The 25,985-nt window shown below is 70.3% G+C and carries 23 protein-coding genes; 10 read left to right on the forward strand and 13 right to left on the reverse strand.

Annotated features, from left to right (window positions below):
* Positions 1-27 precede the first annotated feature (27 nt).
* On the reverse strand, positions 28-696 hold the full coding sequence (locus tag D457_RS0118205) for a TetR/AcrR family transcriptional regulator (protein ID WP_017582102.1): 669 nt from the start codon (positions 694-696) through the stop codon (positions 28-30).
* Positions 697-913: 217 nt separating this feature from the next.
* On the opposite strand from D457_RS0118205, the gene D457_RS0118210 reads away from it, so the two are divergent.
* The 4 genes from D457_RS0118210 (at position 914) to D457_RS0118225 (ending at position 6,942) form a co-directional block, all read left to right on the forward strand.
* On the forward strand, positions 914-2,311 hold the full coding sequence (locus D457_RS0118210; RefSeq protein WP_017582103.1) for a flavin monoamine oxidase family protein: 1,398 nt from the start codon (positions 914-916) through the stop codon (positions 2,309-2,311).
* A gap of 178 nt (positions 2,312-2,489) precedes the next feature.
* Complete coding sequence (locus tag D457_RS0118215) at positions 2,490-4,022, forward strand: APC family permease (RefSeq protein ID WP_017582104.1); 1,533 nt, start codon at positions 2,490-2,492, stop codon at positions 4,020-4,022.
* Between the two features lie 92 nt (positions 4,023-4,114).
* A complete protein-coding gene (locus D457_RS0118220; RefSeq protein WP_017582105.1) occupies positions 4,115-5,203 on the forward strand; it encodes an agmatine deiminase family protein in 1,089 nt (362 codons plus the stop codon).
* Positions 5,200-6,942 carry an amidase gene (locus D457_RS0118225; protein ID WP_017582106.1) on the forward strand — a complete coding sequence of 581 codons (1,743 nt, stop codon included), beginning with the start codon at positions 5,200-5,202 and terminating at the stop codon, positions 6,940-6,942. The genes D457_RS0118220 and D457_RS0118225 overlap by 4 nt, the downstream gene beginning before the upstream one ends.
* A gap of 56 nt (positions 6,943-6,998) precedes the next feature.
* Here the strand turns inward: D457_RS0118225 and D457_RS36230 are convergent, their stop codons facing one another.
* A complete protein-coding gene (locus D457_RS36230) occupies positions 6,999-7,163 on the reverse strand; it encodes a hypothetical protein (protein WP_017582107.1) in 165 nt (54 codons plus the stop codon).
* A 716-nt stretch (positions 7,164-7,879) separates the two neighbouring features.
* Here D457_RS36230 and D457_RS0118240 point away from each other — a divergent pair.
* Positions 7,880-9,322 (forward strand): amidohydrolase family protein, encoded by a 1,443-nt coding sequence (locus tag D457_RS0118240; protein WP_017582109.1) that lies wholly within the window; start codon positions 7,880-7,882, stop codon positions 9,320-9,322.
* Positions 9,323-9,403: 81 nt separating this feature from the next.
* Complete coding sequence (locus tag D457_RS0118245) at positions 9,404-10,228, forward strand: IclR family transcriptional regulator domain-containing protein (protein ID WP_239646143.1); 825 nt, start codon at positions 9,404-9,406, stop codon at positions 10,226-10,228.
* A 63-nt stretch (positions 10,229-10,291) separates the two neighbouring features.
* On the opposite strand, the gene D457_RS0118250 is transcribed toward D457_RS0118245, so the two are convergent.
* The 7 genes from D457_RS0118250 to D457_RS0118280 all read right to left on the reverse strand — a co-directional run bounded on the left by D457_RS0118250 (position 10,292) and on the right by D457_RS0118280 (position 16,840).
* Positions 10,292-11,677, reverse strand: coding sequence for an MFS transporter (locus tag D457_RS0118250; protein ID WP_017582111.1), 1,386 nt, complete (start codon positions 11,675-11,677; stop codon positions 10,292-10,294).
* 355 nt (positions 11,678-12,032) lie between these two features.
* Positions 12,033-12,362 (reverse strand): hypothetical protein, encoded by a 330-nt coding sequence (locus D457_RS0118255; RefSeq protein ID WP_017582112.1) that lies wholly within the window; start codon positions 12,360-12,362, stop codon positions 12,033-12,035.
* A 246-nt stretch (positions 12,363-12,608) separates the two neighbouring features.
* Positions 12,609-13,490 carry a VOC family protein gene (locus tag D457_RS0118260; RefSeq protein ID WP_017582113.1) on the reverse strand — a complete coding sequence of 294 codons (882 nt, stop codon included), beginning with the start codon at positions 13,488-13,490 and terminating at the stop codon, positions 12,609-12,611.
* An 82-nt stretch (positions 13,491-13,572) separates the two neighbouring features.
* The gene (locus tag D457_RS32845; protein ID WP_017582114.1) at positions 13,573-14,238 is read right to left on the reverse strand and encodes a hypothetical protein; all 666 of its coding nucleotides are present in this window, start codon (positions 14,236-14,238) and stop codon (positions 13,573-13,575) included.
* Positions 14,239-14,280: 42 nt separating this feature from the next.
* Positions 14,281-14,736 (reverse strand): hypothetical protein, encoded by a 456-nt coding sequence (locus D457_RS0118270; RefSeq protein ID WP_239646144.1) that lies wholly within the window; start codon positions 14,734-14,736, stop codon positions 14,281-14,283.
* Between the two features lie 419 nt (positions 14,737-15,155).
* Positions 15,156-15,857, reverse strand: a complete 702-nt coding sequence (locus D457_RS0118275; RefSeq protein WP_017582116.1) for a response regulator — start codon at positions 15,855-15,857, stop codon at positions 15,156-15,158.
* Positions 15,854-16,840 carry a sensor histidine kinase gene (locus D457_RS0118280; protein WP_017582117.1) on the reverse strand — a complete coding sequence of 329 codons (987 nt, stop codon included), beginning with the start codon at positions 16,838-16,840 and terminating at the stop codon, positions 15,854-15,856. Before D457_RS0118280 ends, D457_RS0118275 begins: the two co-directional genes overlap by 4 nt.
* Before the next feature lie 132 nt (positions 16,841-16,972).
* Here D457_RS0118280 and D457_RS32850 point away from each other — a divergent pair, with 132 nt between their 5' ends.
* From D457_RS32850 to D457_RS0118295, 3 genes are read left to right on the forward strand one after another with little or no spacing between them, the layout of a single operon-like run.
* Positions 16,973-17,695, forward strand: coding sequence for an ABC transporter ATP-binding protein (locus D457_RS32850; RefSeq protein ID WP_017582118.1), 723 nt, complete (start codon positions 16,973-16,975; stop codon positions 17,693-17,695).
* Between the two features lie 14 nt (positions 17,696-17,709).
* Positions 17,710-18,495: a hypothetical protein gene (locus D457_RS0118290; RefSeq protein WP_017582119.1), complete on the forward strand. Its 786-nt coding sequence runs from the start codon at positions 17,710-17,712 to the stop codon at positions 18,493-18,495.
* Complete coding sequence (locus D457_RS0118295; RefSeq protein WP_017582120.1) at positions 18,492-19,277, forward strand: ABC transporter permease; 786 nt, start codon at positions 18,492-18,494, stop codon at positions 19,275-19,277. The genes D457_RS0118290 and D457_RS0118295 overlap by 4 nt, the downstream gene beginning before the upstream one ends.
* 62 nt (positions 19,278-19,339) lie before the next feature.
* Here the strand turns inward: D457_RS0118295 and D457_RS0118300 are convergent, their stop codons facing one another.
* The 3 genes from D457_RS0118300 to D457_RS0118310 all read right to left on the reverse strand — a co-directional run bounded on the left by D457_RS0118300 (position 19,340) and on the right by D457_RS0118310 (position 24,280).
* A complete protein-coding gene (locus D457_RS0118300; RefSeq protein WP_039831451.1) occupies positions 19,340-20,113 on the reverse strand; it encodes a class I SAM-dependent DNA methyltransferase in 774 nt (257 codons plus the stop codon).
* A 250-nt stretch (positions 20,114-20,363) separates the two neighbouring features.
* Complete coding sequence (locus tag D457_RS0118305; protein ID WP_017582122.1) at positions 20,364-22,589, reverse strand: alpha-N-acetylglucosaminidase; 2,226 nt, start codon at positions 22,587-22,589, stop codon at positions 20,364-20,366.
* A 755-nt stretch (positions 22,590-23,344) separates the two neighbouring features.
* Positions 23,345-24,280 carry an alpha/beta fold hydrolase gene (locus D457_RS0118310; protein ID WP_017582123.1) on the reverse strand — a complete coding sequence of 312 codons (936 nt, stop codon included), beginning with the start codon at positions 24,278-24,280 and terminating at the stop codon, positions 23,345-23,347.
* A gap of 83 nt (positions 24,281-24,363) precedes the next feature.
* Here D457_RS0118310 and D457_RS0118315 point away from each other — a divergent pair, with 83 nt between their 5' ends.
* Positions 24,364-25,056 carry a TetR/AcrR family transcriptional regulator gene (locus D457_RS0118315; RefSeq protein WP_017582124.1) on the forward strand — a complete coding sequence of 231 codons (693 nt, stop codon included), beginning with the start codon at positions 24,364-24,366 and terminating at the stop codon, positions 25,054-25,056.
* A gap of 209 nt (positions 25,057-25,265) precedes the next feature.
* Here D457_RS0118315 and D457_RS0118320 read toward each other — a convergent pair whose 3' ends face one another.
* Positions 25,266-25,859: a hypothetical protein gene (locus tag D457_RS0118320; protein WP_051072963.1), complete on the reverse strand. Its 594-nt coding sequence runs from the start codon at positions 25,857-25,859 to the stop codon at positions 25,266-25,268.
* Positions 25,860-25,985: the final 126 nt, after the last annotated feature.

Raw genomic sequence — 25,985 nt, forward strand, 5'->3', positions numbered from 1 at the left:
CAACGGCCTGACTCGGCGGCCCGGGCCTCAGTCGGCTCCGGTGCCGGTGAACTTCTGGCGCAGGCCGCTGATCAAGGCGTCGAGCGCGAGCTCGAAGGCCCGGTCGGCGGCCGCCCGGGGGTCCGGCGAGCGCTGGGCGGCGAAGCGGATGAAGGTCGGGGCCAGGTCCTCCAGGCTGCCTGGATCGAAGATGTCGGTCGGGGCGGTGGCGTCGTAGGCGGCACCGAAGACCAGCGCCTCGATGCCGACGATGATGTCCACGGCGTCCGCGCCGACGATCCCGGCGTCGTGCAGGGCGCGGGTGACGCGCTCGTACATGCGCAGCGTCTGGGGCGAGTCAGCCACGGGCAGCACCGCCATGACCGGGATCAGCGCGGTGTGCTCCATGAAGCACTGCCGGTAGGAGCGCGCCCAGTCCCGCAGCGCCTGGTCCCAGGGTTCGGTACCGAAGGACGAGCAGTCGATCTGTTCGTTGATGCGGTCCTGGATGAGCACCAGCACGTCGCGTTTGGACGCGACGTGGTTGTACAGGGCCGAGGCCGCCACACCGAGCTCGCGGGCCAGTGAGGCCATGGTCAGGTGGCGGTAGCCCTGGTCGGTGACGATCCGGATCGCCGCCTGGCTGACGCGTTCGCGGGACAGGATGGGTGAGGAGGGCCTGCCCCTTCCTCGTCCGCTGCGCGCTTGCTGGGTCACTGACGCCTACTTCCTGTTGTCCGTCCGACCGGGCACCAACCAGATTCCCCCTCAAGTGTAGAAGCGACGCGAACGCGTCAGATCGGCGCGATGGCGGGCCTTCAGCCCGCTGACCGGCCTCTTCGACCCCCTGATGGCGAGTGTGAGCCACTTGACATCGGGGACGTCTTATCCGTTAATGAATGCAGTTCATTTTGATGTTCGAAGGAGCACACCCATGAGTGGCACACACGTCATCGGCAGCGACGAGATCCTCGATCGTGATGTCGTGATCGTGGGCGCCGGCCCCGCTGGGCTGATGGCCGCACGCACCCTCCAGGCCTCCGGCCGGTCCGTGGCGGTCCTGGAGGCCCGGGACCGCGTGGGCGGTCGCACCTGGTCCCGCGAGATCGACGGCGCCTTCCTGGAGATCGGCGGCCAGTGGGTCTCGCCCGACCAGACCGAGCTCCTCGGGCTCCTGGACGAGCTGGGGATGAGCACCTACCCCCGCCACCGCGAGGGTTCGAGCGTCTACCTGGCCGCCGATGGCTCCCGGCACGAGTTCAACGGGGACATGTTCCCCGCCGGTGAACACACCGAGGCCGAGATGGAGCGGGTCATCGCGACCCTGGACAAGCTGGTCGCCGAGATCGGCGTCGAGCGCCCCTGGGCCCATCCGCTCGCCCGCGAGCTGGACACCGTCACGTTCACCGAGTGGCTGCGCCAACAGACCGACGACGAGGCCGCCCGGGAGAACATCGGCATCTTCATGGCCGGGGGCATGCTCACCAAGCCCGCCCACGCGTTCTCCGCGCTCCAGGCGGTCCTGATGGCCGCCTCGGCCGGGTCGTTCTCCAACCTCGTGGACGAGGACTTCATCCTGGACCGCCGTGTGGTGGGCGGTATGCAGTCGGTCTCGCAGAACATCGCCGCCGCCCTGGAGGAGGGCACGGTCTTCCTGGAGACCCCGGTGCGGACCATCCGCTGGAGCGAGGACGAGGCCGACGGCCGGGTCCTGGTCCGGTCCGAGCGCGTGACCGTGCGGGCCGACCACGTGGTCGTGGCCGTGCCGCCCAACCTCTACTCGCGGATCTCCTTCGAGCCCGCCCTGCCGTGGCTCCAGCAGCAGATGCACCAGCACACCTCGATGGGTCTGGTCATCAAGGTGCACGCCGTCTACGAGCGCCCGTTCTGGCGGGACAAGGGCCTGTCCGGCACCGGCTTCGGCGCCAAGGAGCTGTGCCAGGAGGTGTACGACAACACCAACCACGGGGACACCAGCGGCACCCTGGTCGCCTTCGTCTCCGACGAGATCGCCGACGGCCTCTTCCGTCAGCCCGCGGAGCAGCGCCGCGCCGCGATCCTGCGCTCCCTTGCCAACTACCTCGGTGAGGAGGCGCTGGAGCCGACCGTGTACTTCGAGTCGGACTTCGCCTCCGAGGAGTGGACCCGCGGCGCCTACGCCGCCAGCTACGACCTGGGCGGGCTGCACCGCTACGGGGCCGACCAGAGCACCCCGGTGGGTCCGATCAGTTGGGCCTGCTCGGACCTGGCCGCCGAGGGCTACCAGCACGTGGACGGGGCGCTGCGCCAGGGCCGTCGCGCCGCGGAGGCCATCCTCGCCGCGAACGGCTGAGACGGATGACCCGGGTGAGTGTTCGGTGAGATCGCGACCGGACACCCGCCATACCTGGGGAAGCGCAACGGCGCGTGAACCCCACCCCCTGGTGAGCTCGGCCCACCCCGCTCACCGGTTCCCGCGGCGTCGCTCCGTCGGCGCCGACACCCATCCCGGCGACCATCAGGAAGTACCCATGACCCACACCACCGATCGGCCCGCGCAGGCAGGTGCCGACACTCCGAACAACTGGAAGGGCCTCAGCAAGGGAGCCATCGGGCTCCTGGGAGGTCTGGTCATCGGCGTCTCCACCATCGCCCCGGCCTACACGCTCTCCGGTGCCCTGGGCCCGACCGCCTCGGCCGTCGGTGAGCACCTGCCCGCGATCCTGCTGGTCGGTTTCGTTCCGATGCTGCTGGTGGCGATCGGCTACCGGCAGCTCAACAAGGCCATGCCGGACTCGGGCACCACCTTCACGTGGGGCTCCCGGGCCTTCGGCCCCTGGATCGGGTGGATGGCCAGCTGGTGCCTGCTGGCCGCGACCATCCTGGTGCTGTCCAACCTCGCGGGCATCGCGGTCGACTTCTTCTACCTGGCGATCGCGCAGCTGACCGGGCAGGAGCAGATCGCCGCCCTGACCCGCAACGTGCCGATCAACATCGCGACCTGCCTGGCCTTCATGGCGGCCGCCGCATGGATCTCCTACCGGGGGCTGGAGGCCACCAAGGCCTTCCAGTACATCCTGGTCACCTTCCAGCTGGTGGTGCTGGCGTGGTTCTCGATCGCCGCGTTCATGCAGGTCAGAGCTGGATCTGCGTTCGATGCCACCCCGGTGCGGCTGGAGTGGTTCAACCCGTTCGGGGTCGAGTCCTTCTCCGCCTTCGCCGCCGGAGTGGCGCTCTCGGTCTTCATCTACTGGGGCTGGGACGTGGTCGTGACGATGAACGAGGAGAGCCGCGGCGCGACGAGCACCCCGGGCAAGGCGGCCATCGCCACCATCCTGGTGGTCGTGGCGCTCTACATGGCGGTGTCGGTGGCCACGCTCTCCTTCGCGGGTGTCTCCGACGGTGAGTTCGGCCTGGGCAACCCCGACATCCAGGAGAACATCTTCGCGGCGCTGGCCGGTCCGGTGATGGGTCCCTTCGCGGTCCTGATGTCGCTGGCGGTGTTGTCCTCCTCGGCCTCCTCACTCCAGTCCACCATGATCTCCCCGGCGCGCACGATGCTCGCGATGGGCCACTACGGGGCGCTCTCCCCGAAGTACGCCCGGGTCAGCCCGGTGCACAAGACACCCGGGTACGCGACGGTCGTGGCGGTAGTGATCGCCTCGGTCTTCTACGCGGTGATGCGCGTGGTCTCCGAGAACGTCCTGTGGGACACCATCACCACGCTGGGCATGATGGTCTGCTTCTACTACGGCGTGACCGCCCTCGCGTGCGTCTGGTACTTCCGCCGTGAGGCCACCGCGTCGTTGCGGAGCCTGGCGACCAAGGTGGTGGCACCCTTGCTGGGCGGGCTCCTGCTACTCGTCTTCTTCTTCCAGACCGCTTGGGACTCCATGGACCCGGCCTACGGCTCCGGATCGCAGATCGGCGGGGTAGGGCTGGTGTTCGTCCTGGGGGTCGCCATCTTCGTGATCGGGGGCGCGGCCATGGTCGTGCAGTACCTGCGCAGCCCCGAGTTCTTCCGACGCCGGTTCGAGACCACGGAGTACCCCACCGAGAGCTAGCGGCTCGACGTGCAGGGGCCGGATCCGTCACGGGTCCGGCCCCGCTCCGGGTCCCGGGACCACCGGCGCCCTGTTCCATGACAAGGATTGAGATGTTCGCTCACAAGTCCGCCGACCAGTCCGGCGGCGCCTCGCCCGCCACGGTGATGCCGCCGGAGTGGGCACCGCACGAACGCACGTGGATGGCGTTCCCGCCCGCCAACGACACCTTCGGCCGGCCCGGAAGCGACACCCTGGAGCGGGCCCGCAGGGCGTGGGCGACGGTGGCGCGCACCATCGCCCGCCACGAGCCCGTGACGGTGGCGGTCGCACCCGAGGACGCCGAGGCGGCCCGGGCGTTGCTCGGCGGCGGGATCGAGACCGCGGTGATGCCGCTGGACGACGCCTGGATGCGCGACATCGGGCTGACCTTCGTACACGGGCCGGGCGGTGAGGTCCGGGGTGTGGACTGGGTGTTCAACGGCTGGGGCGCCCAGGGTTGGGCGGCCTGGGAGTCGGACCGGCTGGTGGGCGGTCGGATGGCCGAGCTCGCGGGGGTCTGGCGGATGCCGAGCACGCTGGTCAACGAGGGCGGCGGCTTCCACGTGGACGGTTCGGGCACGGTCCTGCTCACCGAGACCGTCCAGCTGGACCCGGGGCGCAACCCGGACCTGGGCAGGGCGGAGGTCGAGGCGGAGGTCCACGCCAGGCTGGGCACCGCCCACGCCGTGTGGCTGCCGCGCGGGCTGACCCGCGACTACGACGAGTTCGGCACCCGCGGGCACGTGGACATCGTCGCCGCCTTCACCGAAGCGGGCACCGTGCTGCTGCACCGCCAGGACGACCCACGCCACCCGGACCACCAAGTCACCCGGGACCTGCGCGGGGTTCTGGAGCAGGCCGTGGACGCCGACGGCGAGCCGTTGCGGATCGTGGACGTACCGGCACCCAAGGAGATCCGGGACGAGGACGGCGAGTTCGTCGACTGGTCCTACATCAACCACTATGTCGCCAACGGGGTCGTGGTGCTGTGCGCCTTCGACGACCCGCAGGACGAGGTCGCCGCAGGCATCCTGGCCGAGGCCTACCCGGGTCGCCGGATCGAACTGGTCGACGCCCGCGACATCTTCCTTTTCGGTGGCGGCATCCACTGCATCACCCAGCAGCAGCCCGCCCCGCGAGCCCAGTGGAGGACCCTGTGACCGAGAACAACGCTATGACCGAGCACTACGACGTCGTCGAGACCCCGATCGCGCAGCTGCGCACGGACCTGGAACGGGGACGGGTCACCAGCGAGGCGCTGGTGCGCGCCTACCTGGCCCGGATCGAGGCCTACGACCAGGGCGGGATCCGGCTCAACGCCATGGTGGTGATGAACCCCGAGGCCCTCGCCGAGGCCCGGGAGTCTGACGAACGCCGGGCGCGCGGGCAGGCCCTGGGCCCGCTGGACGGCATCCCCTTCACCGCCAAGGACAGCTACCAGGCCCGCGGTCTGACCGTCGCGGCCGGGTCGCCCGCCTTCGAGGACCTGATCGCCCAGCGCGACTCGTTCACCGTAGGACGGCTGCGGGAGAGCGGGGCGGTGCTGATCGGGCTGACCAACATGCCGCCCATGGCTAACGGTGGCATGCAGCGCGGTGTGTACGGGCGCGCTGAGAGCCCCTATAACGGCGACTATCTGACCTCGGCCTTCGCCTCCGGTTCCTCCAACGGTTCGGGGACCGCCACCGCGGCCAGCTTCGCGGCCTTCGGCCTGGCCGAGGAGACCTGGTCCTCCGGGCGCGCGCCCGCGTCCAACAACGCGCTGTGCGCCTACACCCCGTCCTGGGGCGCGATCTCCATCCGGGGAAACTGGCCGCTGGTGCCCACCATGGACGTGGTGGTTCCGCACGCCCGCACCATGGCGGACATGTTGGAGCTGCTGGAGGTCGTCGTCGCGGACGACACCGAGAGCCGCGGGGACTTCTGGCGCTGCCAGCCGTGGATCGAGATCCCTCCGGCGTCCAGGGTGCGGCCCGCCCGCTTCTCCGACCTGGCCGTGGCCGACGCCGACGCGGGGCGGCAGGTGCTGTCCGGGCTGCGGATCGGCGCGCCACGGCTCTACACGGGCCGGGACCCGGAGGCGGGTACCGCGGAGAACCCCGGTATCGGCGGGCCGACCGGGCAGCGGGTGGCCACCCGGCCCAGCGTGCTGTGGCTGTGGGAGGAGGCCCGGGCCGACCTGGAGGCCTCCGGGGTCTCGGTCCAGGACACCGACCTGCCCGTGGTGACCAACTACGAGGGCGACCGCCCGGGCTCCCCCACCGTCAAGTCCCGGGGGCTGGTGAGCCGGGAGTACCTGGACCGCGAGCTGCTGGACCTGTCGGCGTGGGCCTGGCAGGACTTCCTCCAGGCCAACGGCGACCCGAAGCTGAACGATCTGGGCCAGGTGGACGGCACGCGGATCTTCCCGGACGTCCCGGGCGCGCTGCCGGACCGCTACCACGGGTTCGACGACGACATCGCCGCCTACCCGGAGTTTGTGCGCCGCACGGGCATCTCGTCGTTCACCGATATCCCACACCTGGAAGAGGGCGTCCGGGGCCTGGAGCGCACCCGCCGGATCGACTTCGAGGACTGGCTGGACGAGCTGGGCCTGGACGCGATCGCCTTCCCGGCAGTGGCCGACGTGGCTCCGGCCGACGCCGACGTGAACCCGGAGTCCGCCGACATCGCCTGGCGCAACGGGGTGTGGGTGGCCAACGGCAACCTGGTCTGGCGCCACCTGGGCATCCCCACGGTGACGGTCCCGATGGGCACGATGCCCGACACCGGCATGCCGGTGGGACTCACCTTCGCCGGACGCGCCTACGACGACGCGCGCCTGCTGCGCATCGCGGCGGCTTTCGAGGCGACGGGAGAGCGCCGCCAGGAACCGCCCCGTACCCCGCGCCTGCGGTAGAAGCCGGGGAGGGAAAGATGATCAGCCGCGCTGGGGGCAGAGCCCTCAGCGCGGCTTCAGTGTGCCCGGGGCAGGTCCAGTTCGTGTTCGGCCACGGACTGCACCAGTCCGTTCAGTACCGGGTGCTCGACCCGGGTGTCACTGTTGGCGAAGGCGTGCAGCCCGTCGATGACGACCAGGATGACGAGGGCCCCGTTCGGGGTCGGCCGCGGTGAACTCACCGGCCTCCTCCTACCCTTCGGCGATGAGTTCGGTGAGACGGACGCGCGTCAGCGCCTCCTGCTCGTCCACCACCCGGCGCAGCTCACCCCGGTAGCGGGCCACGTGACCTCCGTTGGTCCGGAGTCGGCCGAGGAACTCCCCAGACCGACAAGCGGCAGCTTCAGAGGGAGCTCCCCAGCTCTGCGCCCATCGGCACTCGTGTCACGGCCGATCACTCTTCCCGATACCACAGCACCCTCTTCCGCCCCGGCCGGGCACCTCATCCCCTGGCTGTTGCTGTTGCTGTACGGGTACGGGGGCAGTACAGGGTAGGTACGGGTGCCCGAAACCCGCGCTCGGGACGGTCCGCTGTTTCCCTAACCCTCAGATCCCCGGTGATCTTGCTACCAGGAGCAAGTTCGGCGCCGAACTTGCTCCTGGTAGCAAGATCATCCCCGGACAGGGGACCGAAAAAGCCACCCGGCCACCGCGGGGCCAGGGAACCCGAAAACCATTCGCGGACCGCCGTTGAGGGTCATTTCGCGCAGGTGGTTCATACCGATTCCGGTGGCCGCTTTCCGGAGTGCGGTGTTGTCCTGACGGACGCCGGCGAGTGGGGACACTGCGGGGAACACCTTCGCACAGCGGACCTTCGTCCGAAACATCGGTGATGCAGCCGTGCCTCAGCCGGATAGCGTCAACCAGGAGAGCTTCAACATCGAGGAGAGACTCCCCCATGAACGCGCATACCGCTTTCCCTTCAGGCCGCCCCGTCGTACTGCGCGGCGGCACGGTCCTGACCATGGACGCCGCACGAACAGTCCTGGAAAGCTCCGACGTCCTGGTCGTCGACGACCGGGTGAGCGCGGTGGGCCCGGACCTGTCGGTTCCCGTGGGCACCGCGGAGATCGACGCACGCGGCGGCATCGTCATGCCAGGGATGATCGACACCCACCGGCACATGTGGCAGACGGTCATGCGCGGTTACGGCGCCGACTGGACCCTCACCCAGTACTTCGTATGGAACTACCTGGAGCACGGCAAGCACTTCCGCCCCCAGGACGTGCGCGCGGGCAACACCCTCGCCGCCCTGGAGGCGCTGGAGGCCGGGGTGACCACGGTCGTGGACTGGTCCCACGGGCTACAGACCCCGGACCACGCCGAAGCCGCGGTGGAAGGCCTGAAGTCGGTGCCCGGCCGCTACGTGCTGGCCTACGGCAACATCCAGCAGGCACCCGCCGAGTGGAGCGCGACCCCCGAGTTCCGGTCCTTCGTGGAGCGCCACCGCGGCGGTGACCTGTTCGACCTCCAGATCGCCTTCGACGTCACCGGCGACCCGTCCTTCCCCGAGAAGCCCGCCTTCGAGGTGGCCCGGGAGCTGGGACTGCCCGTCACCACGCACGCCGGGGTGTGGGGCGCCACCGGCGACAACAGCATCAAGCTCATGCACGAGAACGGTTTCATGGGACCCGAGACCGTCTACGTGCACGCCGCCTCGCTGTCGGATGACTCCTACCAGCGCATCGCCGCGACCGGGGGTTCGGTGTCGGTGTCCACCGAGAGCGAGCAGAGCGCCGGTCAGGGTTACCCGCCGACCTGGACGATCCGCAGGCACGACATCCCGGTGTCGCTGTCCATGGACACGAGTATGTGGTGGAGCGGCGACCTGTTCAGCGCCATGCGTTCCACGCTGAGCGCCGACCGCTCCCGCGAGCACCTGGAGGCGCAGCGCCAGGGGAACACCGTCACGCACTCGGCGCTGCGAGCGGCACAGGTGACGGAGTGGGCCACCCGGGGCGGGGCGGCCGCGCTGGGCCGCGACGACCTGGGCCGGATCGCCCCCGGGGCCAAGGCCGACCTCGTGCTCATCCGCAACGACGACTCGCCCGTCTCGTTCCCGATCCTGAACCCCTACGGCCACGTGGTCTTCCAGGCTCAGCGCGGTGACGTGCACACGGTGCTGGTGGACGGCCGGGTGGTCAAGTACAAGCACCGGCTCGTGGACGCGGACCTGGCGGCGGTACGCGCGGATGTGGGCGCCACCGTCGACTATCTGCGTTCCACCATCGGCGAGCAGGAGTGGGCCGCGGGCATGAACCCGGACATCCCCGAGTCGAAGGTGCTGGACAATCCCTACACCTACACCGACTACCGAGACGCGAGCACCCACGCCGGCTAGGAGGACGGCGAAGACCGCGTGAACCATGTGGTATCGGGGCGTCCGACCTCCCTGACGGCCCGCGGATATGCTGGCGCATCCATGACACCGACGGGGGAGAGCATGCCGCGCGAGGGTACCGGGCCTGACTTCATCGAGGCCCTGGCACGAGGCTTGGACGTGATCCGGGCCTTCCATCCGCAGCGGCCCGTGATGACGCTGACGGAGGTCGCCAAGGAGGCCGGGTTGGCCCGGCCGACGGCACGGCGGATCCTGCTCACCCTGCAGGAGCTGGGGTACGTGCGCCCGGACAGCGCGGGGTTCGCGCTCACGCCGCGGGTGCTGGAGCTGGGCATGGCCTACGTGCGTTCGACCGGACTGTGGGAGATCGCCCACCCGCACCTGGAGAAGCTGTCCGAGGGCACGGGTGAGTCGTGTTCGATCGCGCAGCTGGACGGGTCCGACATCGTCTACGTCGCCCGGGTCGCGGTGCCCAAGATCGTCACCCTGGCCGTGCAGATCGGCACGCGCTTCCCGGCGCTGCCGACCTCCCTGGGCAAGGTGCTGCTGTCCGCGCTGCCCGCCGATGAGGTGGCCGGGGTGCTCGACGAGCCGACCCGCTCGGGGCTGGAGCCCCGGTGGCGGCCCGACCAGGACGAGCGCGACGCGGTGCTGCGCGAAGTGCGGGCCCGCGGGTGGGCGCTGACCGACGAACACCTGGCACTGGGGATCCGCTCAGTGGCGGCTCCGCTGCGAGATGGCCAGGGCCGGGTGTTCGCGGCGGTCAACGTCAACACCCACTCCGCCGAGACCTCGCTGGACCACCTGATCCAGCACCATCTGCCGCTGCTGTTGGCCGCGGCGGGAGAGATCAGCGCCGACGTCGCCCGAGCGGAGTCCGTGCCTCAGGTGACCCGCGACCTCTGAGCGCTCCGCCGCGCTCTCTCCGGGCACTCACACAGGCCCTCTTGTGAGTGCTCACAAAAGCGCTCACCTACCGAGACGCCCCTCCACGAGCGCGGCGGTACCCACCGCGGTGACCGCCATCAGCGCGCAGGGAATCAGCAGGGTCAGGGTGTAGGACCCGGTGACGGCCAGGACCGTGCCCAGCACGCTCACCCCCAGCACCGCGCCGAACTGGCGGAACATGTTGACGGTGGCACTGGCCATCCCGCCCCGGTCGTGTTCGACCCCGGCCACCGCGGCCGCCGTGGTCGGGGCCAGGGTGAGCCCTCCGCCCAGGCCGATCACCGACAGCGCCGCCCACAGCGGCACCCCCGCGCCGGTGGCGAACCAGGCGTACAGGAGCAGGGTCCCGGCCGAGCACACGAGCAGACCCGTCGTGAGGGTCACCCGGAAGCCGAAGCGGCGCACCACCCGCGCCGCCAGGAGGCTGACCAGGATGTACACGCAGAACAACGGCAGTACCCGCAGACCCACCCCCAGGGCGGAGACCTGCTGGACCCGGTCCAGGTACAGAACCAGGACCATCGGCGCCCCGGTGAACGCGAACATCGCGGTCGCACCCGTGACCATCACGGTGCTGAACGACGCCGAGCGGAACAGGCCCAGGTCGAGCATCGGGCCGCGGCGGCGGAGTTCGACCGACACGAACCCGGCCAGGGCGAAAGCAAAGACGGCGGAGGCGGTCAGCACCCACGCGGACGCGTACCCGGCCTCGCCGCCCTCGATCACCGCGTAGGTCAGCGCCGTGACCGTGAGGGTGCCCAGGATCAGTCCGGGCAGGTCCAGGGTCCGCCCGGGCTGACGGCTGTCCAGCACCAGGAACGGGATCAGGGCCAGGACGACCACGGCCAGGACGACGTTGATGAGGAAGACCTCGTGCCAGGTGTACAGGGCGATCAGCGCGCCCGCCACGACCGGGCCGGCGGCCAGGCCCAGCCCCGAGCACGCCACCCACGCGCTGATCGCCTGGGTCCGCCGGTGGGGTTCGCGGAAGGGGTGGGCGGCCAGGGCCAGGCTGTTGGGGAGGACCAGTGCGCCGCCCGCGCCCATGACCGCCTGCGCGGAGATCAGGGGGAGTGCCGAGTCGCTGAGGTAGGCGCCCAGACTGCCCAGCCCCATCAGGGTGACCCCAGCGGCGAACACCGCGCGCCGCCCGAGGGTGTCGCCGAGGGTTCCCGCGGACAGCACCAGGCTGGCGACCGCGAGGGAGTAGGCGCTGGTCACCCAGACCACGGCGGTCGGCGTCAGGGCGAGGTCGCGCTGGATGGAGGCCAGCGCACCGAACGTGGCGGTGATGTTCACGAACGTCATCATCATGCCCAGGCACACGACGAGCAGGGACCGCCAGGCCCCGCGCTGGTGCGTGTGGACGTCCCGCGCCCCCGCGGTGGTTCCGGTGTTCGTCGGCATGGCCACCCCTCACTCTCTGACTTCGAGAAACCATAGCCAGAGCCCGGATCAGCGAACACACCGGGTCCGCCCCACCGGAACACCCTGGTCCTCGGCCTCGGCGTGGGCGGTCAGACCGTTCTCACATACCCGGCGGCCCAGGACCGGCCGGGTTTCGGCACCGGGACCCGGCTCCTGCGGACTCACCTGCCGAGCCGACGTGTGGACCACCGTCTCCCCGAAACTCACCCAGCGCTGACCCCAGGCAGGCACGAATACCAGTGAGGAGGCGGCGGCCAGGGAGGGTGCGAGGACTGGTGCCGGGGAGGGCAACGGGTTCGAGGTCGGGGTACGGGACGGGGGCAGGGGCGCGGGCTCACAGGACGGTCACGTCCACCTTGCGGCCGTCGGGGTCGGTGAGCAGGTGCTCGCCCGGGGAGAGCGGTGGGTTGGTATCAGCCCTCGCCAGGGCGAGGCTCAGCCGAAGGTCGCTGGTGCGGTGGTCGTGCGTGGTCGGGTGGATCTCCAGGACGGGGCCCAGGGGCATCCGGCAGGAGTAGCGCATCAGCCCGTCGGCGAGGGGGTAGCGCTCCTCGCCGAAGGACAGGCCGAGCGAGGCGTAGAAGTCCCGGCACTCCTCAACCCGGTCGGTGTAGATCACGACCGCGTCGAGGCAGGCGTGCGTGTCGAACATGGCTTCCGGCATGACCGTCCCTACTGCTCGATGGAGGGGAGAGGCGGGATGGACGGCCCTCCCGAATCCAAGTCTGCGCAGCGGGTTCACCGGCGGCAAGGGGCGATCTTTCGCCTGTGGATAACTCCACCCGGCCCGGTTCCGGACTCGTGCCCCTGCACTGGCCGATCAGCCCCGCGCCACAGGATTCGGGACGCGGAGCAGCGGGAGACACCGCGCGCGTATCGTTGAACACGGCGCCTCGGGTCTCCGCCCCGCTCAGGTCGGCGGCTGGTGGAACTCGTTGATCGCCATGGCCGCGCCCCTCGGGTCCTGGAAGGCGCCGTAGCGCATACCGCCCATGTCGGCCAGGGGTGTGACGACGGTGCCGCCGAGCTGTGCCGCGCGGATCAGGACCGACTCCGCGTCGGCGGCGGAGAACTCCACCGCCCACTGCGCAACGGTTTCGGCGAGAGCCTCGTAAGGCACCGCGGACAGCCAGCCAACCGCGTCCGAGAACCCCTCGGGTGCACCGGACTCGGTGTGCCGGTCCTTGGTTCCCGGCGCCAGTTCCTCCAGGAAGTCGCCGTATCCCGGCAGAAGCAGCATCGTGGCGTCCTGTGCCCCGCCCCCGAACCGCACGTTCTGGGTCCGCCAGCCGAACACCTTCCCGTAGAAGTCGGCCGCCGCCTCGGGGTCGGAGGTCACGAGGTTGCTGAAGTTCCAGGTATCGGGCCGGTTCACCAGGTGGGCGCCGCCGCTCCCCCGCGCTTCCCAGAGGCCGAACCGGGCCCCCGCGGGGTCGGTGCAGACCGCCACCCGGGCGATGCCCTCGACGTCCGTCGGCCCCTGGAGGACGGTGCCACCGGCCGTGCTCACCCGCTCGGCCGACTCATCAGCGCTGTCCACCCGCACGTAGGTGGTCCACACCGGGTTCTGGACGGGTTCGGCCAGCAGTGAGCCGAACCCCGCGACGTCTCCGTCCTGGTCGGGCAGGCTCGCCACGAAGTACGGCGCCGCCGCGCCCTCGGGTGCGCGGTCCTCGAACCGCCATCCCAGCAGGTCCCCGAAGAACGAGGTCGAGAGTTCGCCGTTGGCTTCGGTGAGCTCCACCCAGCAGGGCACCCCGGCCGGGTACCGGGCCTGTTCACGCCTGGCCATCACGCCCCCTCGCGTCGACGTCCGATGCCTCAAGGACCCTTCCCCGAAGTCAGTTCCCGGAATCCGGGAGCGAAGGTGCCGATCAGACTTGCCAGGGTGCGCAGTAATGGATGTACAGGCTTCCGGGGACGTTCTTGCAGGAGTACCCGTGCGGACTGCCGTGGTAGAGCTCGACGTCGAAGTATCCGGTTTCCGAGACGTACTGCAGTTGGGCGGGGCCGTCGTCCGCAAGTCGGCGCAGTTCGGCGCCGTACTCGCGGAAGGCGCGGGCGCTGCCCTTGATGAAGAGGGTGTGCGCGGCGATATCGAAGTCGAAGTGGTCCCGGTACTCCCGGTACCAGTGTCGTGCGTGGTCGATGTCAGAGTAGCCGGGTATGTCGTCGTCCGGGGTGGAGGCGGTGTGGGGTACGCCCCTGCCGAGCCTTGCGCGCACCCGCTTCCAGGAGGAGGCCGGGAACTGGAGGCTGTGGTGGGCCAGGACGAGGTCGAGCATGACCGGCTCACTCTCGCTCTCACCGCCGCCAGGAGCCTGGTTGGCCCGGATCGGCAGGTAGACCAGTGAGTAGGCGGAGCGGGCCGCCAGTGACCACAAAGCGATGAGCTGCGCTGTTCCGAACCCATCCGCGTACATCGAGAGCCAGTAGTGGTCATCGCGCAGCGCCAATCGCCCCGGTCCGGGTTCGGCCCGGAGCACCCGAAGCTCGTCACCGCGCGTCCTGACCTTGTGCACCCGTACCCGCTGCTTCACGCTCCCGCCTTCTTGCCGCGTTCTCGGCCCGAAAGCCGCACTCTAGCCAGGTGTGCCGGTCTCGGTCAGGTCCTTTTCGGCGGGTCCCGGCACGGGCGCGGTCGCCCTGGCGTAGGAACAGGTGGTCACCGCCAACAGGGCCGTCACACAGATCCCGGCCAGCGCCTGGTACCACTCCCAGTCCGCGCCGAGGCCGAAGAACCCTCCGGCCGCGACCATCACGGCACCCGATCCGACCCCCAGCAGGACCAGGGCCAGCAGCACCAGCATCAGCGGGCGCGGAATCCGGCGGCCCGCAGTGATCACCGTTGCCAGGACCAGTGCGGCGGCGAAGAGTCCCGTGGCCACAGCCATCCACTGAGCTGTGGCCACATCGACCACCTGGGAGTACCGCTCGTAGTCCCCGGCGGAGGGGTCCGGCCCGCCCGGGAAGCCGAGCCGCCCCTGCACGGCGCGGACGGCCTTGCCCAGCGCGTACCCGAGGAACAGCACAGCCATCGTGTACGCGGGCCACCGCACCGGCCCGTGTGGCCGCTGCCCCCGCAACCCCTGATTTCCGGGGCTCGGGCTCCTGGAACTGAACGCCATCTCTTCACTCCCTGGTCGTGGTCGGATCTGCCCCCAGAGTGCTGGCCCGGCCCCTACCCCGCCTCCCCCGGAAGCGGGTCCCCTCCCCCTTCCGGGGGAACACCTCCCAGGGAAACACGCTGCCCGCTCCCGCCTCCGCTCACGAGAAGGGACACATGAACGAACGCAATGACCTGGGCTCGGCGCGCCGGATGGCCGACCTGGCAGGGTCAGTCCACTCCCCTTGATCGCGCCCCGCCCTCGGGCGCAGCCGACCGGAGTGACCGACCCCGGGGGCGTCAGCACCGTCCCTTCCGCAGTCGCCTCGTACCGGGGTACAGGGAACCGGTTCAGGGCGGGGTGACCAGGCCGCTGTCGTAGGCGGCGATGACCAGCTGGGCGCGGTCGCGGGCAGCGAGTTTGGCGAGCAGGTTACCGATGTGGGTCTTGACGGTCTTGACAGAGATGGTGAGTGCGGCGGCGATCTCGGCGTTGGAGAGCCCGCGGGCGACCAGGGCCAGGACCTCGGTTTCGCGTTCGGTGAGACCGTCGAGCCCTCGCGCGGGGGCTGCGCCGGGGCCGTGCAAAAAATGCTCGACCACCCGAGTGAGGATGCTGGGCGCCAGGAGGGACTCCCCGGCGTGGGTGCGGCGGATGGCGTCGACCAGCTGGTCGGGGTGGGCGTCCTTGAGCAGGAACCCGCTGGCCCCGGCTCGCAGGGCCGCGTGGACGTACTCGTCAAGTTCGAACATGCTCAGCACCAGCACCCTGGTTCGGGCCTGGTCGGGGTCGGCGGTGATCGACCGAGTGGCCTCGATCCCGTCGCCGCCGGGCATGCGGATGTCCATGAGGACGACGTCGGGGGCCAGGTCGCGGCTGAGCGCCACGGCGTCGCGCCCGGTGCCCGCCTGGCCGACCACGGAGATGCCGGGGGCGGCGTCGATGAGCAGGGTGAGGCTGTGCCGAAGCAGGGGCTGGTCGTCCACGACCAGCACCCTTAGGGCCGGGTTCGCGGTGCTGCTGGTGCTGGTGTCGAGGTCGGTCCCGGTCACGACGCCTCCCGGTCGGGGATCCGCGCGGTGAGCACGAAGCCGGTGCCCGAAGGACCGGTCTCCGGAGAACCAGAGTTCGAGGAGCCGATGCCCGTGGAGGCCGTACCCGTGGAATCAAGTTCGGCGGAACTGGTGGCCGGGGAGTCCGAGCCCGCTGCACTCTCTCCCCCGGGGCCGGTGGTGTCGAGGGTACCGCCGAGGGCACGGACGCGTTCGCGCAGGCCGATGAGCCCGTAACCGGCGCCCGGGCGGGGTTCCCAGTCAGCTGCCGGTCCGTCGTCGGCCACGGAGACCAGGATCGAGCGGTCCGCTCGGCGCACGCTCACCCGGACCGTGGTGGGTCCCGCGTGTCGGGCGGTGTTGTTGAGCGCCTCGCGGACCACGGCGCAGAGTGTGAGTTGCACCCCGGGTGAGACCGAGCCGAGTTCAGGCAGATCGAGGGTGACGGTCAGGCCCTGCTCCTGTGCTGCCCGGACGATCCCGGGCAGGGATTCCAGGGTCTCGGCGGGCCGTACCGGGGCAGTTTCGGGGTCGGTGGAGCGCAGCACGGTGAGCATGCGTCGCAGCTCGGTGGTGGTGCGCCTGCTGACCTCCTCGATGTCGGCCAGCGCGGTGACCCGCTCCTCGGGACCCGCCGGGCCGGTCGCCCTGGCCGCCGCCGCAGCGCGCACGGTGACGGTGCCGAGCCCGTGGGAGACCAGATCGTGCAGGTCACGGGCGATCCGGATCCGCTCCTCCTGGACGGCCCGCTCCCCCGCCCAGGCCGCCAGTCGCTGTTCGTACTCCTCACGTTGGCGGCGGGCACGCAGCACCGTCCACGTCGTCACCCCGGTGGCGGCCGTGGCGACCACCGCCATCAGGGCGAGGACGGCGGTGCCGCTGCCGCTGCTGCCCGTGGTCAGGGCCACCAGGGCCACGGCGCAGAGCGCAAGTACGGGGATCAGCCACAGGCGCGGGGCTCGGGACGGTCTGAGGTTCTGCACTGTCCTGATTCTAGGAGCGCACTTCCGGCTGGACATCGGACCTGGGTCTGAGAGACCGGGGTCCTGGTCGGGCGGCCAGGTCCGGTCCACGGCCCGATGCCCGGCCCCGGGCCGCGGTGTTTGCATGGCGCCATGCTGTCCATAGACAACCTCAACAAACGGCGCGGGTCCCGCGTCATCCTCTCCGACGTGACTTTCCGCGCCGAGCCCGGCCGGGTGACCGGTTTCCTCGGCCCCAACGGCGCCGGCAAGTCCTCCACACTGCGGATTCTGCTGGGACTGGACCGGGCTACCAGCGGCAGCGCGCTGGTCGACGGGCTCCCCTACCGGAGTCTGCGCTCGCCACTGCGGACGGTGGGTTCGGTACTGGACGGTTCCGGGGCGCACCGGTCCCGGACCGCCCGCGACCACCTGGCCTGGGTGGCGCGCAGCAACGGGATTCCGCGCCAACGGGTCGGGGAGGTCCTCGAACAGGTCGGGCTGGCCGACGTGGGTCGGACGCGGGTGAGCCGGTTCTCCCTGGGGATGGGGCAGCGCCTCGGATTGGCCGCGGCTCTGCTCGGCGAACCCGGGGTTCTGGTGCTGGACGAGCCGGTCAACGGCCTGGACCCGGAGGGCATCCGGTGGCTCCGGCGGTTGTTGCGCGCACACGCCGACGCCGGGGGCACGGTGCTGCTGTCGAGCCACCTGATGAGCGAGGTCGCGGAGATCGCGGATGACCTCGTGGTGATCTCCGGCGGCCGGATCGCCACCACTGGACCACTGCGGGAGGTCACCGCGGGGTACGGGAATCTGGAGGAGGCCTTCTTCGCCCTGACTGATGGAGCCCACGCATCCGACGGGGGCCACCGGTGAACCTTCTCCGTCAGGTGAGCGCGGAGACGCGCAAGGCCCTCACCCTGCCCGCCGTGTTCGCCGGGCTGGCGGTGGCGATCCTCGGATCGCTCGCGGTCACCCTGCTGAACTCGTTCAGCGTCCGCAACGCCGTGGCGTCGGGCAACCCCGAGCTCGTCGCCGACACCTCGCCGATCGAGACCGTCTTTGCGGCCGTACCGCTGGGCACCGTGGGCGCGGTGGTCCTCGGGGTGGTCGTCATCAGCAGCGAGTACACCGCCAACAGCAGCGACGCCGGTGGCGGGCGGCAGATCACCGCCACCCTCACCGCGGCCCCGAACCGCCTGTCCGTGCTGACAGCCAAGGCCGCCGTCGTCACGGCGTTGTCAGCGCTCACCGCCGCCGTGACGATCCCGGCCAGCCTCATCCTGGCCCAGAGCGTCATCGGTGACGCGGCGACCGAAACCGTGGGGACCGACGAGTTCGCGGCCCGCTCGCTCGGCGTCTTCGCCTACTGGGCGCTGACCGCGCTGCTCGCCCTAGCGCTGACCACCCTGACCCGCAACGGGATCATTCCGCTGATCCTGCTCATCGTGAACAGCTCCCTGGTGTCGTTCTCGCTCTTGCTGTCGGACGTCACCCGCCTGGCCCGGTACCTGCCGGACCTCGCCGGGACCGCCATGATGCTCGGCCCGAACCCGGACCTGTTCGTCGACCCCGAGCTCCTGCTCGCCCCGCTGCCGGGCGGACTGGTGATGGCGGCCTGGGCAGCCGGGATGCTGGTCATCGCCGCCGTCGTCTTGCACCGGAGGGACGTATGAGCCGCCGTGCCGCGCCGGGTTCCGACGCCGAACACGTCCCCGTACCCATGCGTTTCCCCGAACCCGAACCCGGAATCGAGGCCGCGCGCACCTTCGCCGCCGAACTGGTCAAGCTCGTCACCCTGCCCGCGGCCCGCGCCACCGTGCTGGGCACGATCGCGGTCTCCGCGGGGATGGCAGCGCTCACAGCCGACCCTGAGCACGGTCCGGCGGACGCGGCCTCGACCGTCTTCGGTCTGATCGTGTTCCTCCAGATCGGCACCGTGCTGTTGGGGGTCCTGACCACGGCCAGCGAGTACGCCGGTGGCCAGATCCGCACCACCCTGGCCGCGACCCCGCGGCGCGTTGTACTGCTGGCGGCCAAGTCCGCCGCCTGTCTGATGGTCAGCGCTCTCACCGGGGCCCTCGCCGTGGGTGCCGCGCTGACAAGCGCATGGCTGGTCACGGAGGGGAGCCTGCTCGGCGGGGCTTCCCCCTGGCGGCTGGTCGGAGCGGCGGTCTACCTGTCCCTGCTCGGGTTGCTGGCCCACCTACTCGCGGTGGTGGCGCGCGCACTCCTGCCACCGCTGGTACTGGTACTGGCCTTGGTCCTGATCGTCTCACCTCTGCTCGGCGGGCTCACCGAGCACGCGCGCTGGCTGCCGGACCGGGCCGGGCAGCTGCTCTACCTCCCGGGGGCCGACACGGTGTTCACGCCCTGGACCGGGCCCCTGGTTCTGTGCGGCTGGCTGCTGGCGGTGGGAGCCGTCGCTGCCCTGCTCTTCACCCACCGCGATGTCTGACGGATCCCCGGTCCTCTCCGCCGCCCTCAGTACTCCCTGCCCCTGCTCGGGCACGCACTCGGTTACTCAGACTCGTGCTCGGGCAGCCGGTAGACGGACACGTGGGAGCCGGAGTCGCCGGTGAACTCGCTCCCCTGCCAGTCCGCGTGCCGGGACTCCAGCTCGAAACCGGCGATGTGCGCCATGAGGTCGAGTTCGGCGGGCCAGATGTACCGCTGCTTCACCCGGATCACCCGGGGTTCGCGCCCCTTCGTGAAGCTAATGTGGTGCGAGACCAGGTGCTGGTGCTTGAGGTCGAAGGTGTCCAGACCCACGTACCCGTCCCGGTGCGCGAACACCAACCCGTCCTGGCCGGGCGGAAGTCGTCTGAGACTGGGGACGCCCAGCTCGACGACGAACCGTCCGCCGGGCCCCAGGTGCCGGGCCGCGTTGCGGAAGCACTCGACCTGCTCGGCCTGGGTGAGCAGGTTCGAGACGGTGTTGTAGACCAGGTAGACCAGCGAGAAATCACCCACCACCCGGGTGGTGGCCATGTCACCGATCACCACCGGGACCGTGTCCTTGTCGGCCTTCGTCCGCAGCCGCTCGACCATCGCCTCGGACAGCTCGATCCCGGTGACCGGGACCCCGCCCTCCGCCAACGGCACCGCGATCCGGCCGGTACCGACCGCGAACTCCAACACCGCGCCGCCCTCGGCGAGCTCGGTTAACCGGGCGACCGCCGGGTCGACCTTCTCCGGCGCGAACATCCCCTCCCCCGGGGTGTCGTAACTCCGCGCCATCTCGGCGTCCCACACCGGTGCCGCTTCGGTCCGTGTCCGTTCAGTGTCAGCCATGCGGGCAACCTAGTGCCGTCCCGGCGCCGCCGCCATGGGTTTTCCGGACTGTTCTCGGGCGGTTTCTCCGGGCTGCCCGGGCCGGAGCCCTCCGGCTGAACCCGAACGCCCGGGGCCGGGGGCGCTCGGGTTCAGCAGTTCAGCGGCTCTGGACCAGTCGGTTCGGGATCAGGGGTCCGCACCAGGGGGTCCGGGGCCAAAGACCGGGGCAGAGTCCGGAGAACAGGGGATCCGGGTCAAGGAGTCCGGGTCAGGGGTGTTCGGTCCGGCCGTAGCGGTCCAGGAGCGCTCGGGAGCGGGTGACGACGTCACCGTCTGCCTGTGGCGGGCGCGGAACACCGTTCGCCAGGAAGGCTTCCTCCCGCTCGACCAGGGACCGCTCCAGCTCGTCCGAGGCCCCGGCCCGGTCGGTCGCGGCCCGCTCCAGCCCCTGGCCCCACAGCTCCCAGCGGGAACGGTAGTAGTCGCCGACCAACCCGGCCCACAGGCGGCTGGCGTAGTCGTCGAGCTCTCCGTCGCCGATGGTGGTCCACACCGTGAGGATCCGGCGGGCGTTGTCGACCAGCACCCGTCGCTCCTCCGGGGTCTGCGCCCACGCGACGGCCTGGTCCTCCCAGCGCTGGTAGTGGTACTCAGGCCGGGTGGCCAGGAGCGAATCGAGGTCCTCGACCACCGCCAGGAGTCCGTTCAGCTCCTCCTTGAAACCGGGCGCCTCCGTCAGGTCGGCCCCCTCTCCCGGTCGAGGGTCGGCTGCCGATCGGGGACCGCCCGCGCCCACCCGCTCGACGAGGTTCAGGTAGCGCTGGTCGAAGACCCGGAGCATGACTGCCATGGCCACGTCGGCCAGGTCCCTGCCCAAGGCCCCCTCCGCCAGTTCCGGGGTGCGCTCGGCCGCGCCGACCAGCTGTTCCCAGGCCGCGATCAGGTCCGGCCAGTCGTACCAGAGCCGGGCGCTGACCCGGGCGCGCAGGTCCTCGGGGTCGGCCAGGTCCTGGTAGTGCGGGCGGTGGCCCAGGACCCCGTACTCGTCGGCCGGATAGCGGAAGTTTCCCGGTACCGAGTGGATGGTGGCGAGCAGCCCTCGCCAGCCCTCCAGCAGTGCGGGGTCGTGCCCCCTGCCGTAGCGGCGCTGCACGAACCCGGGCAGCCAGTCCCGTGCCACGCCCTCATTCCGCTGCCACACCTGGTCGATGACCAGGTCGAAGAAGGCCGGGTTGTTGCGGGTGGCCTCCATGGCCAGCCCGATCCCGGCGGGGCGGTTGCGGGCGGCCTTGGCAGCGTTGATCCCGTCGAGGGTGCGCTGAAGGTTGGCCATGGGGTCGGTGCGGCCGCCGAAGTTGAGCAGCGCGCACCAGATCCAGCTCTTGTCCCCGAAGGAGTCGAATCTCGACCACTGCGGCTCGCGCTCACCGAACAGGTCGAGCAGCAGGAGGCGTTCGGCGGGGATGGCGTCGAGAAAGGCGGCGACCCTCTCATCGCTCCAGAAGGAACGCTGGTAGGAGAACGGCCAGCTCTGCAGTACCCACACGGCCTCGGGGTCGGCACGCACGAGCCCTTCGATGGTGGCGTCGGCGATGGCTCCGGGGAAGGTGATGTCGGCGTCGACCGGGACCATCTCGATGAAGGGGTCGATGGCGTACAGGTGGTCGGTGCCGAGCAGTTCGATCTGGCTGCGGGTGATCTGCGCGCCGATCTCCGCGTACAGGGGGTCGGCGGGGTCGAGCACGTGGGTGACGAGCTTCTGCCAGCTACGGGTCCGGGTGCGTTCGCCCGGCCGTTCCCGGGCGATCTCGGGCGGGAGGTGCCCGGTGAACCCGGGCAGGACGGGCGTCATGCCGAGCTCGCGCTGCCGGTTCAGGATCCGCCGGCCCAGTTCCAGGTGGCTGTCGGCCCAGGAGGCGGGCAGCGGTCCGGCGAAGTTGTCCAGGTTGCCCATGTAGTGCCAGGGCAGGTAACCGGGGCCGCCGATGAACGCGCGCGCCTGCTCGTCGCTCAGGCCGAGTTGGGTGTAGGCGTCGCGCAGGACCGCCTCGTGCCCCACCGCGGTCAGGGGTGTGGTGATCCCGTGCAGGGCCATCCAGTCGACCTCGCGCTCCCACTCGTCCCAGCCCCAGTAGGGGGAGGTGTAACCGGTCGTGCAGAAGTTGAGGTAGTAGGCCTGGTCGACCTCGGCGGTGCGGCGCGTGGTTGGAGCGTCTGCGAACTCGGCGACCGGTAGCGGCAGGTGCGCGTCCCAGTCCACGGTGACGGCGCAGACCTCGCGCAGGTAGGCGTGCAGGCCCACGGCGGCCGCGACGGCATCGGAAGCCGTGACCGTGAGTTCCCCGCCCTCGGCGCGGTACTCGAAGAAGCGTTCCGGCCCGGCCTGTTCACGAAAGGCGATCGCCCGGTGCTCCGGGCCGAGGATCCTGCTGGCCAGCCCGCTGACCGCCGCGCTCCAACCGGGCGTACTGGGCTCGCTGCCGGTGTCCACCATTCACTCTCCTGATTGCCGGGGGCACGTGTTGTCGGGGGTACAGTCCCTCCGGGCATACCCGGGGCCTTGTGCGCGCATCCCCGCGACGCCCTGTACATAGGGGGACAAACCGCCGGAACAGGCGGTGAGGGAAGGGGAGGTCCCTGCCATCATGTCGGCATGGGCCGAGGCCGTTGGGTCCTGGTCGTCACATGTTCGGTCGTCGCAGCGCCCGCCGCGGGCTCCCTCAGCCTCCAGTGGAACCAGGCCAACCGCTGGCCACATCGGGCTTCGCAGGGGAGCAGCACATGGGAGCCGCAGCTGCGCGGGGGCGCAAGGTGCAAGAGCATACTGCCGAAGCCGCCTCCACGCCCCTGGACAGCACGCCCCCGGAGGGTTGCGAGCTGCTCTTCGTTGAGTGTGTGCGGGTGTGTATACGTGTGCATGAGCGGTCCCTGCAGCGATGGGGGTTCCGCTGGCACCGCGCAGTGGCGGTTACCAGGTGTGTGCGATTCGGGACACCGGGTGCGGTTCCGGTGTTCGGGCCCCCTTGCCGCCAGAGCGATGGCCCGGGGCCTCCCGCACACCCTTGACCACACCCACACGACTGAGTCGTGAGGAAACCGGCCTCCCAGGACCGGACCACGCACAGGACGCGTGTCACCGCCCCGGAGCCTGAGTAAGCCGGGAACCAGCACGGCCAAGACCGTTCGGGGTGCGCGGCCGAGGATGTGCAACCCATGCTCAGCCTTGAGAAACGGTGGGATAACGGCGCCTCAAAGGGTCCCGGCTGAGCCCGGCCCGGTCCGGCCCGTCGCGTTGTCCGCGAGCGCGCGTACCTGCGCAGCGACTGTGTGCCACACCGGCGCGGAGACCTCGTGCCCGACGCCCGGCAGCATGACCAGGCGCGCCCCGGGGATACGAGCGGCGATCGCGGTGGCCGCGCGCGGCCGGATCAAGGGATCATCCTGGCCGTGCAGCACCAGGGTGGGTGCCGTGATGGTGCTGATCGCCGGGCCGTGCCACTGGGCCCCGATCTGACGGCTCTGCGCCTGGGCGTCGCGGGCCCCGGTGTCCGCGAGGCGTTCGGCCCTCGTGCGTTCCTCGTCCTCGTCGAAGGGCTGATGGGGTGAGGCACAGAACCGGGCGACAGCGAGGCTGGCTTCGATGGCGCCCTCCCTGGTGTCGGGGAAACGCGTCCGACTGAGCCTGGCGAGGGCCCGGATGTTGATGTAGCGCAAGGTGCCCAGCCCCGCCGCGTCCGCGGGCACCGCCGACATGGAGGTCAGGGTGCGGACGCGGTGCGGATGGCGGATCGCGACTCGCTGGGCCACGGCCCCGCCAAGGGACACTCCGAACAGGTGTGCTGAGTCCCACCCCAGTTCGTCCAGTACAGCGATGGCGTCGTCGGCCATGTCCTCGGCCGTGTAGGCCTTGCCGCGTCTGCCCAGTAGCGCGGTGACCGGCAGACGGGTCCTCGTCGGCGGCAGGAGCGTCGACTCGCCGGCGTCGCGCTGGTCGTAGCGGGCGACCGCGAAGCGCTGGTCTGCCAGTACTCGGCACAGGCCGTCCGGCCACCACAGTCGACTGACGCCCAGACCCATGATGAGCAGAAGCGGATCGCCCTCGTCCGCGCCGATGAGTGTGTCGAATGCCAGCCGGACATCGCCGTTCCGCGCCCACCTGGTCGGGGTCCACTGCCGTTGGTCCATGTGCCCACCCCTTCTAATACTGCGATCATCGTTCTCAGTATTAGGATAGGTGGCGGGTCGCAACAGAACGAAACGGGGGGCCGGTGGCCGAGGAACCGAGGACGGTGTGGAGCCGCCCCGAACGGGGCACGCGCGGCCCCGCGCCCTTGCGCGACCGAGCGCAGATCACCGCCGTCGCGATGGGGCTGGCCGACGCGGGAGGGCTCGCCGCGGTGTCCATGCGACAGGTGGCCAAACGACTGGGCACCGGTCCCGCATCGCTGTACCGCTATGTCTCCACCAGGGACGAACTGCTCGACCTCATGGCCGATGCCGCCGCTGGGGAGATCGACCTCGGTGATCCGCTGAGCGGGGATCCGGTCGAGGACCTCGCTGTGCTCGCGAGTCGGGCGAAGCGGGTACACCTGTCCCATCCGTGGCTGCTCGATCTATCCGCGGCACCCACACTTGGCCCCAGGGGCATGGACTACCTGGAGAGGTCGCTGCTCGCCCTGGCCCCGACATCGCTGCCCTACCCGGCACAGCTGGAAACCATCGGACTGGTGAACGGGATGGTGACGCTGTTCGCCCGAACCGAACTCGGCCGACAGCACCCGCCCGCCGATCCCCGGCGCGCGCACGGGTCCTACCTGGCCTCCGCCGCGACCGAGGAGCGGCACCCGCTCATCACCGCCGCGTTGGCGCACGACACCGGAACCGAGGCCCCCCAGGACACACACGTGCTGTTCGAACGGTTGGTACGCCGGGTGCTCACCGGCCTCGTCGACAGCCCCTGAGCCGTCCGCCGCCGCGGTCGACGCGTGAGGAGCCCGAACGGGAACGCCACCGGGTCCCCGTCGGAGCTACCGGGGCAATGAGACGACCAGGTCGAGGATTATGGACGGTTCGACGTGCACGGGTCCCATGCCCTGCTTCCCAGGGGATGACTGGGCCACCACCGTCCCGGCACCGGGCTTCGAGGTACAGAACGAACCGGCCGACCGCTCTACCAGAAGTAGTCCACGATGACCTTGGCGTCATCGGCCTGGTAGCCGTACCGGTCGGGGTAGGCCGAACGCTGCACGTCCTGGGCTACGACACCGATCGAGGCGTCGTTCCAGCTCTCGTTGGGGTAGACGTTCTCCAGCTCGTCGAAGAAGGCGTCGGTGGCCCAGGCGACGTCGAGTCGGGACTCCGCGGAACCGTAGTGGTCGCGCTGCTGGTACAGGCCGACACTGTCGCGGTCACCGCCGGTGAGGTTCTCCAGGTGGGTCTCAACGATGACCGTGGCCATCGCGATCGAGGCGGCCTTCTCGTCGAGACCGCGCTCCTTCGCGGTTTCGACCACGCCACGGGCGCAGGAGGCGCGGTGGCCGTCCATGTGACCCGCCATGTCGTCGCTCAGCTTGCCGTTGAGGTCCTTGGCGGCCTTCTTGTCGTCGTCGGTGTAGACGCTCGCGCTGTCGTCGGAGCTCAGCGCCGCGCACCCCTTGTCGGGGTTGTCGGAGCCGTCATCGGCGGCGGCCACACCCGGCCCCGCCAGGAGGATCCCACCGGCCAGAAGCAGGCCAGTTGTCGCGGTAAACACACTCTTTGGCATCAGTTCAGTAAAGTTCACCCCTGCAACGTATGTCATGACCCGGGCTTTGACCAGGGCTGAAACCGCCCTGACCAGGTGCGATACGCAACACCACCCCGAAGCAACCTTCAGGCCAATGCGCCTACA

The organism is Nocardiopsis valliformis DSM 45023 (genome assembly GCF_000340985.1).
Lineage (GTDB): Bacteria > Actinomycetota > Actinomycetes > Streptosporangiales > Streptosporangiaceae > Nocardiopsis > Nocardiopsis exhalans.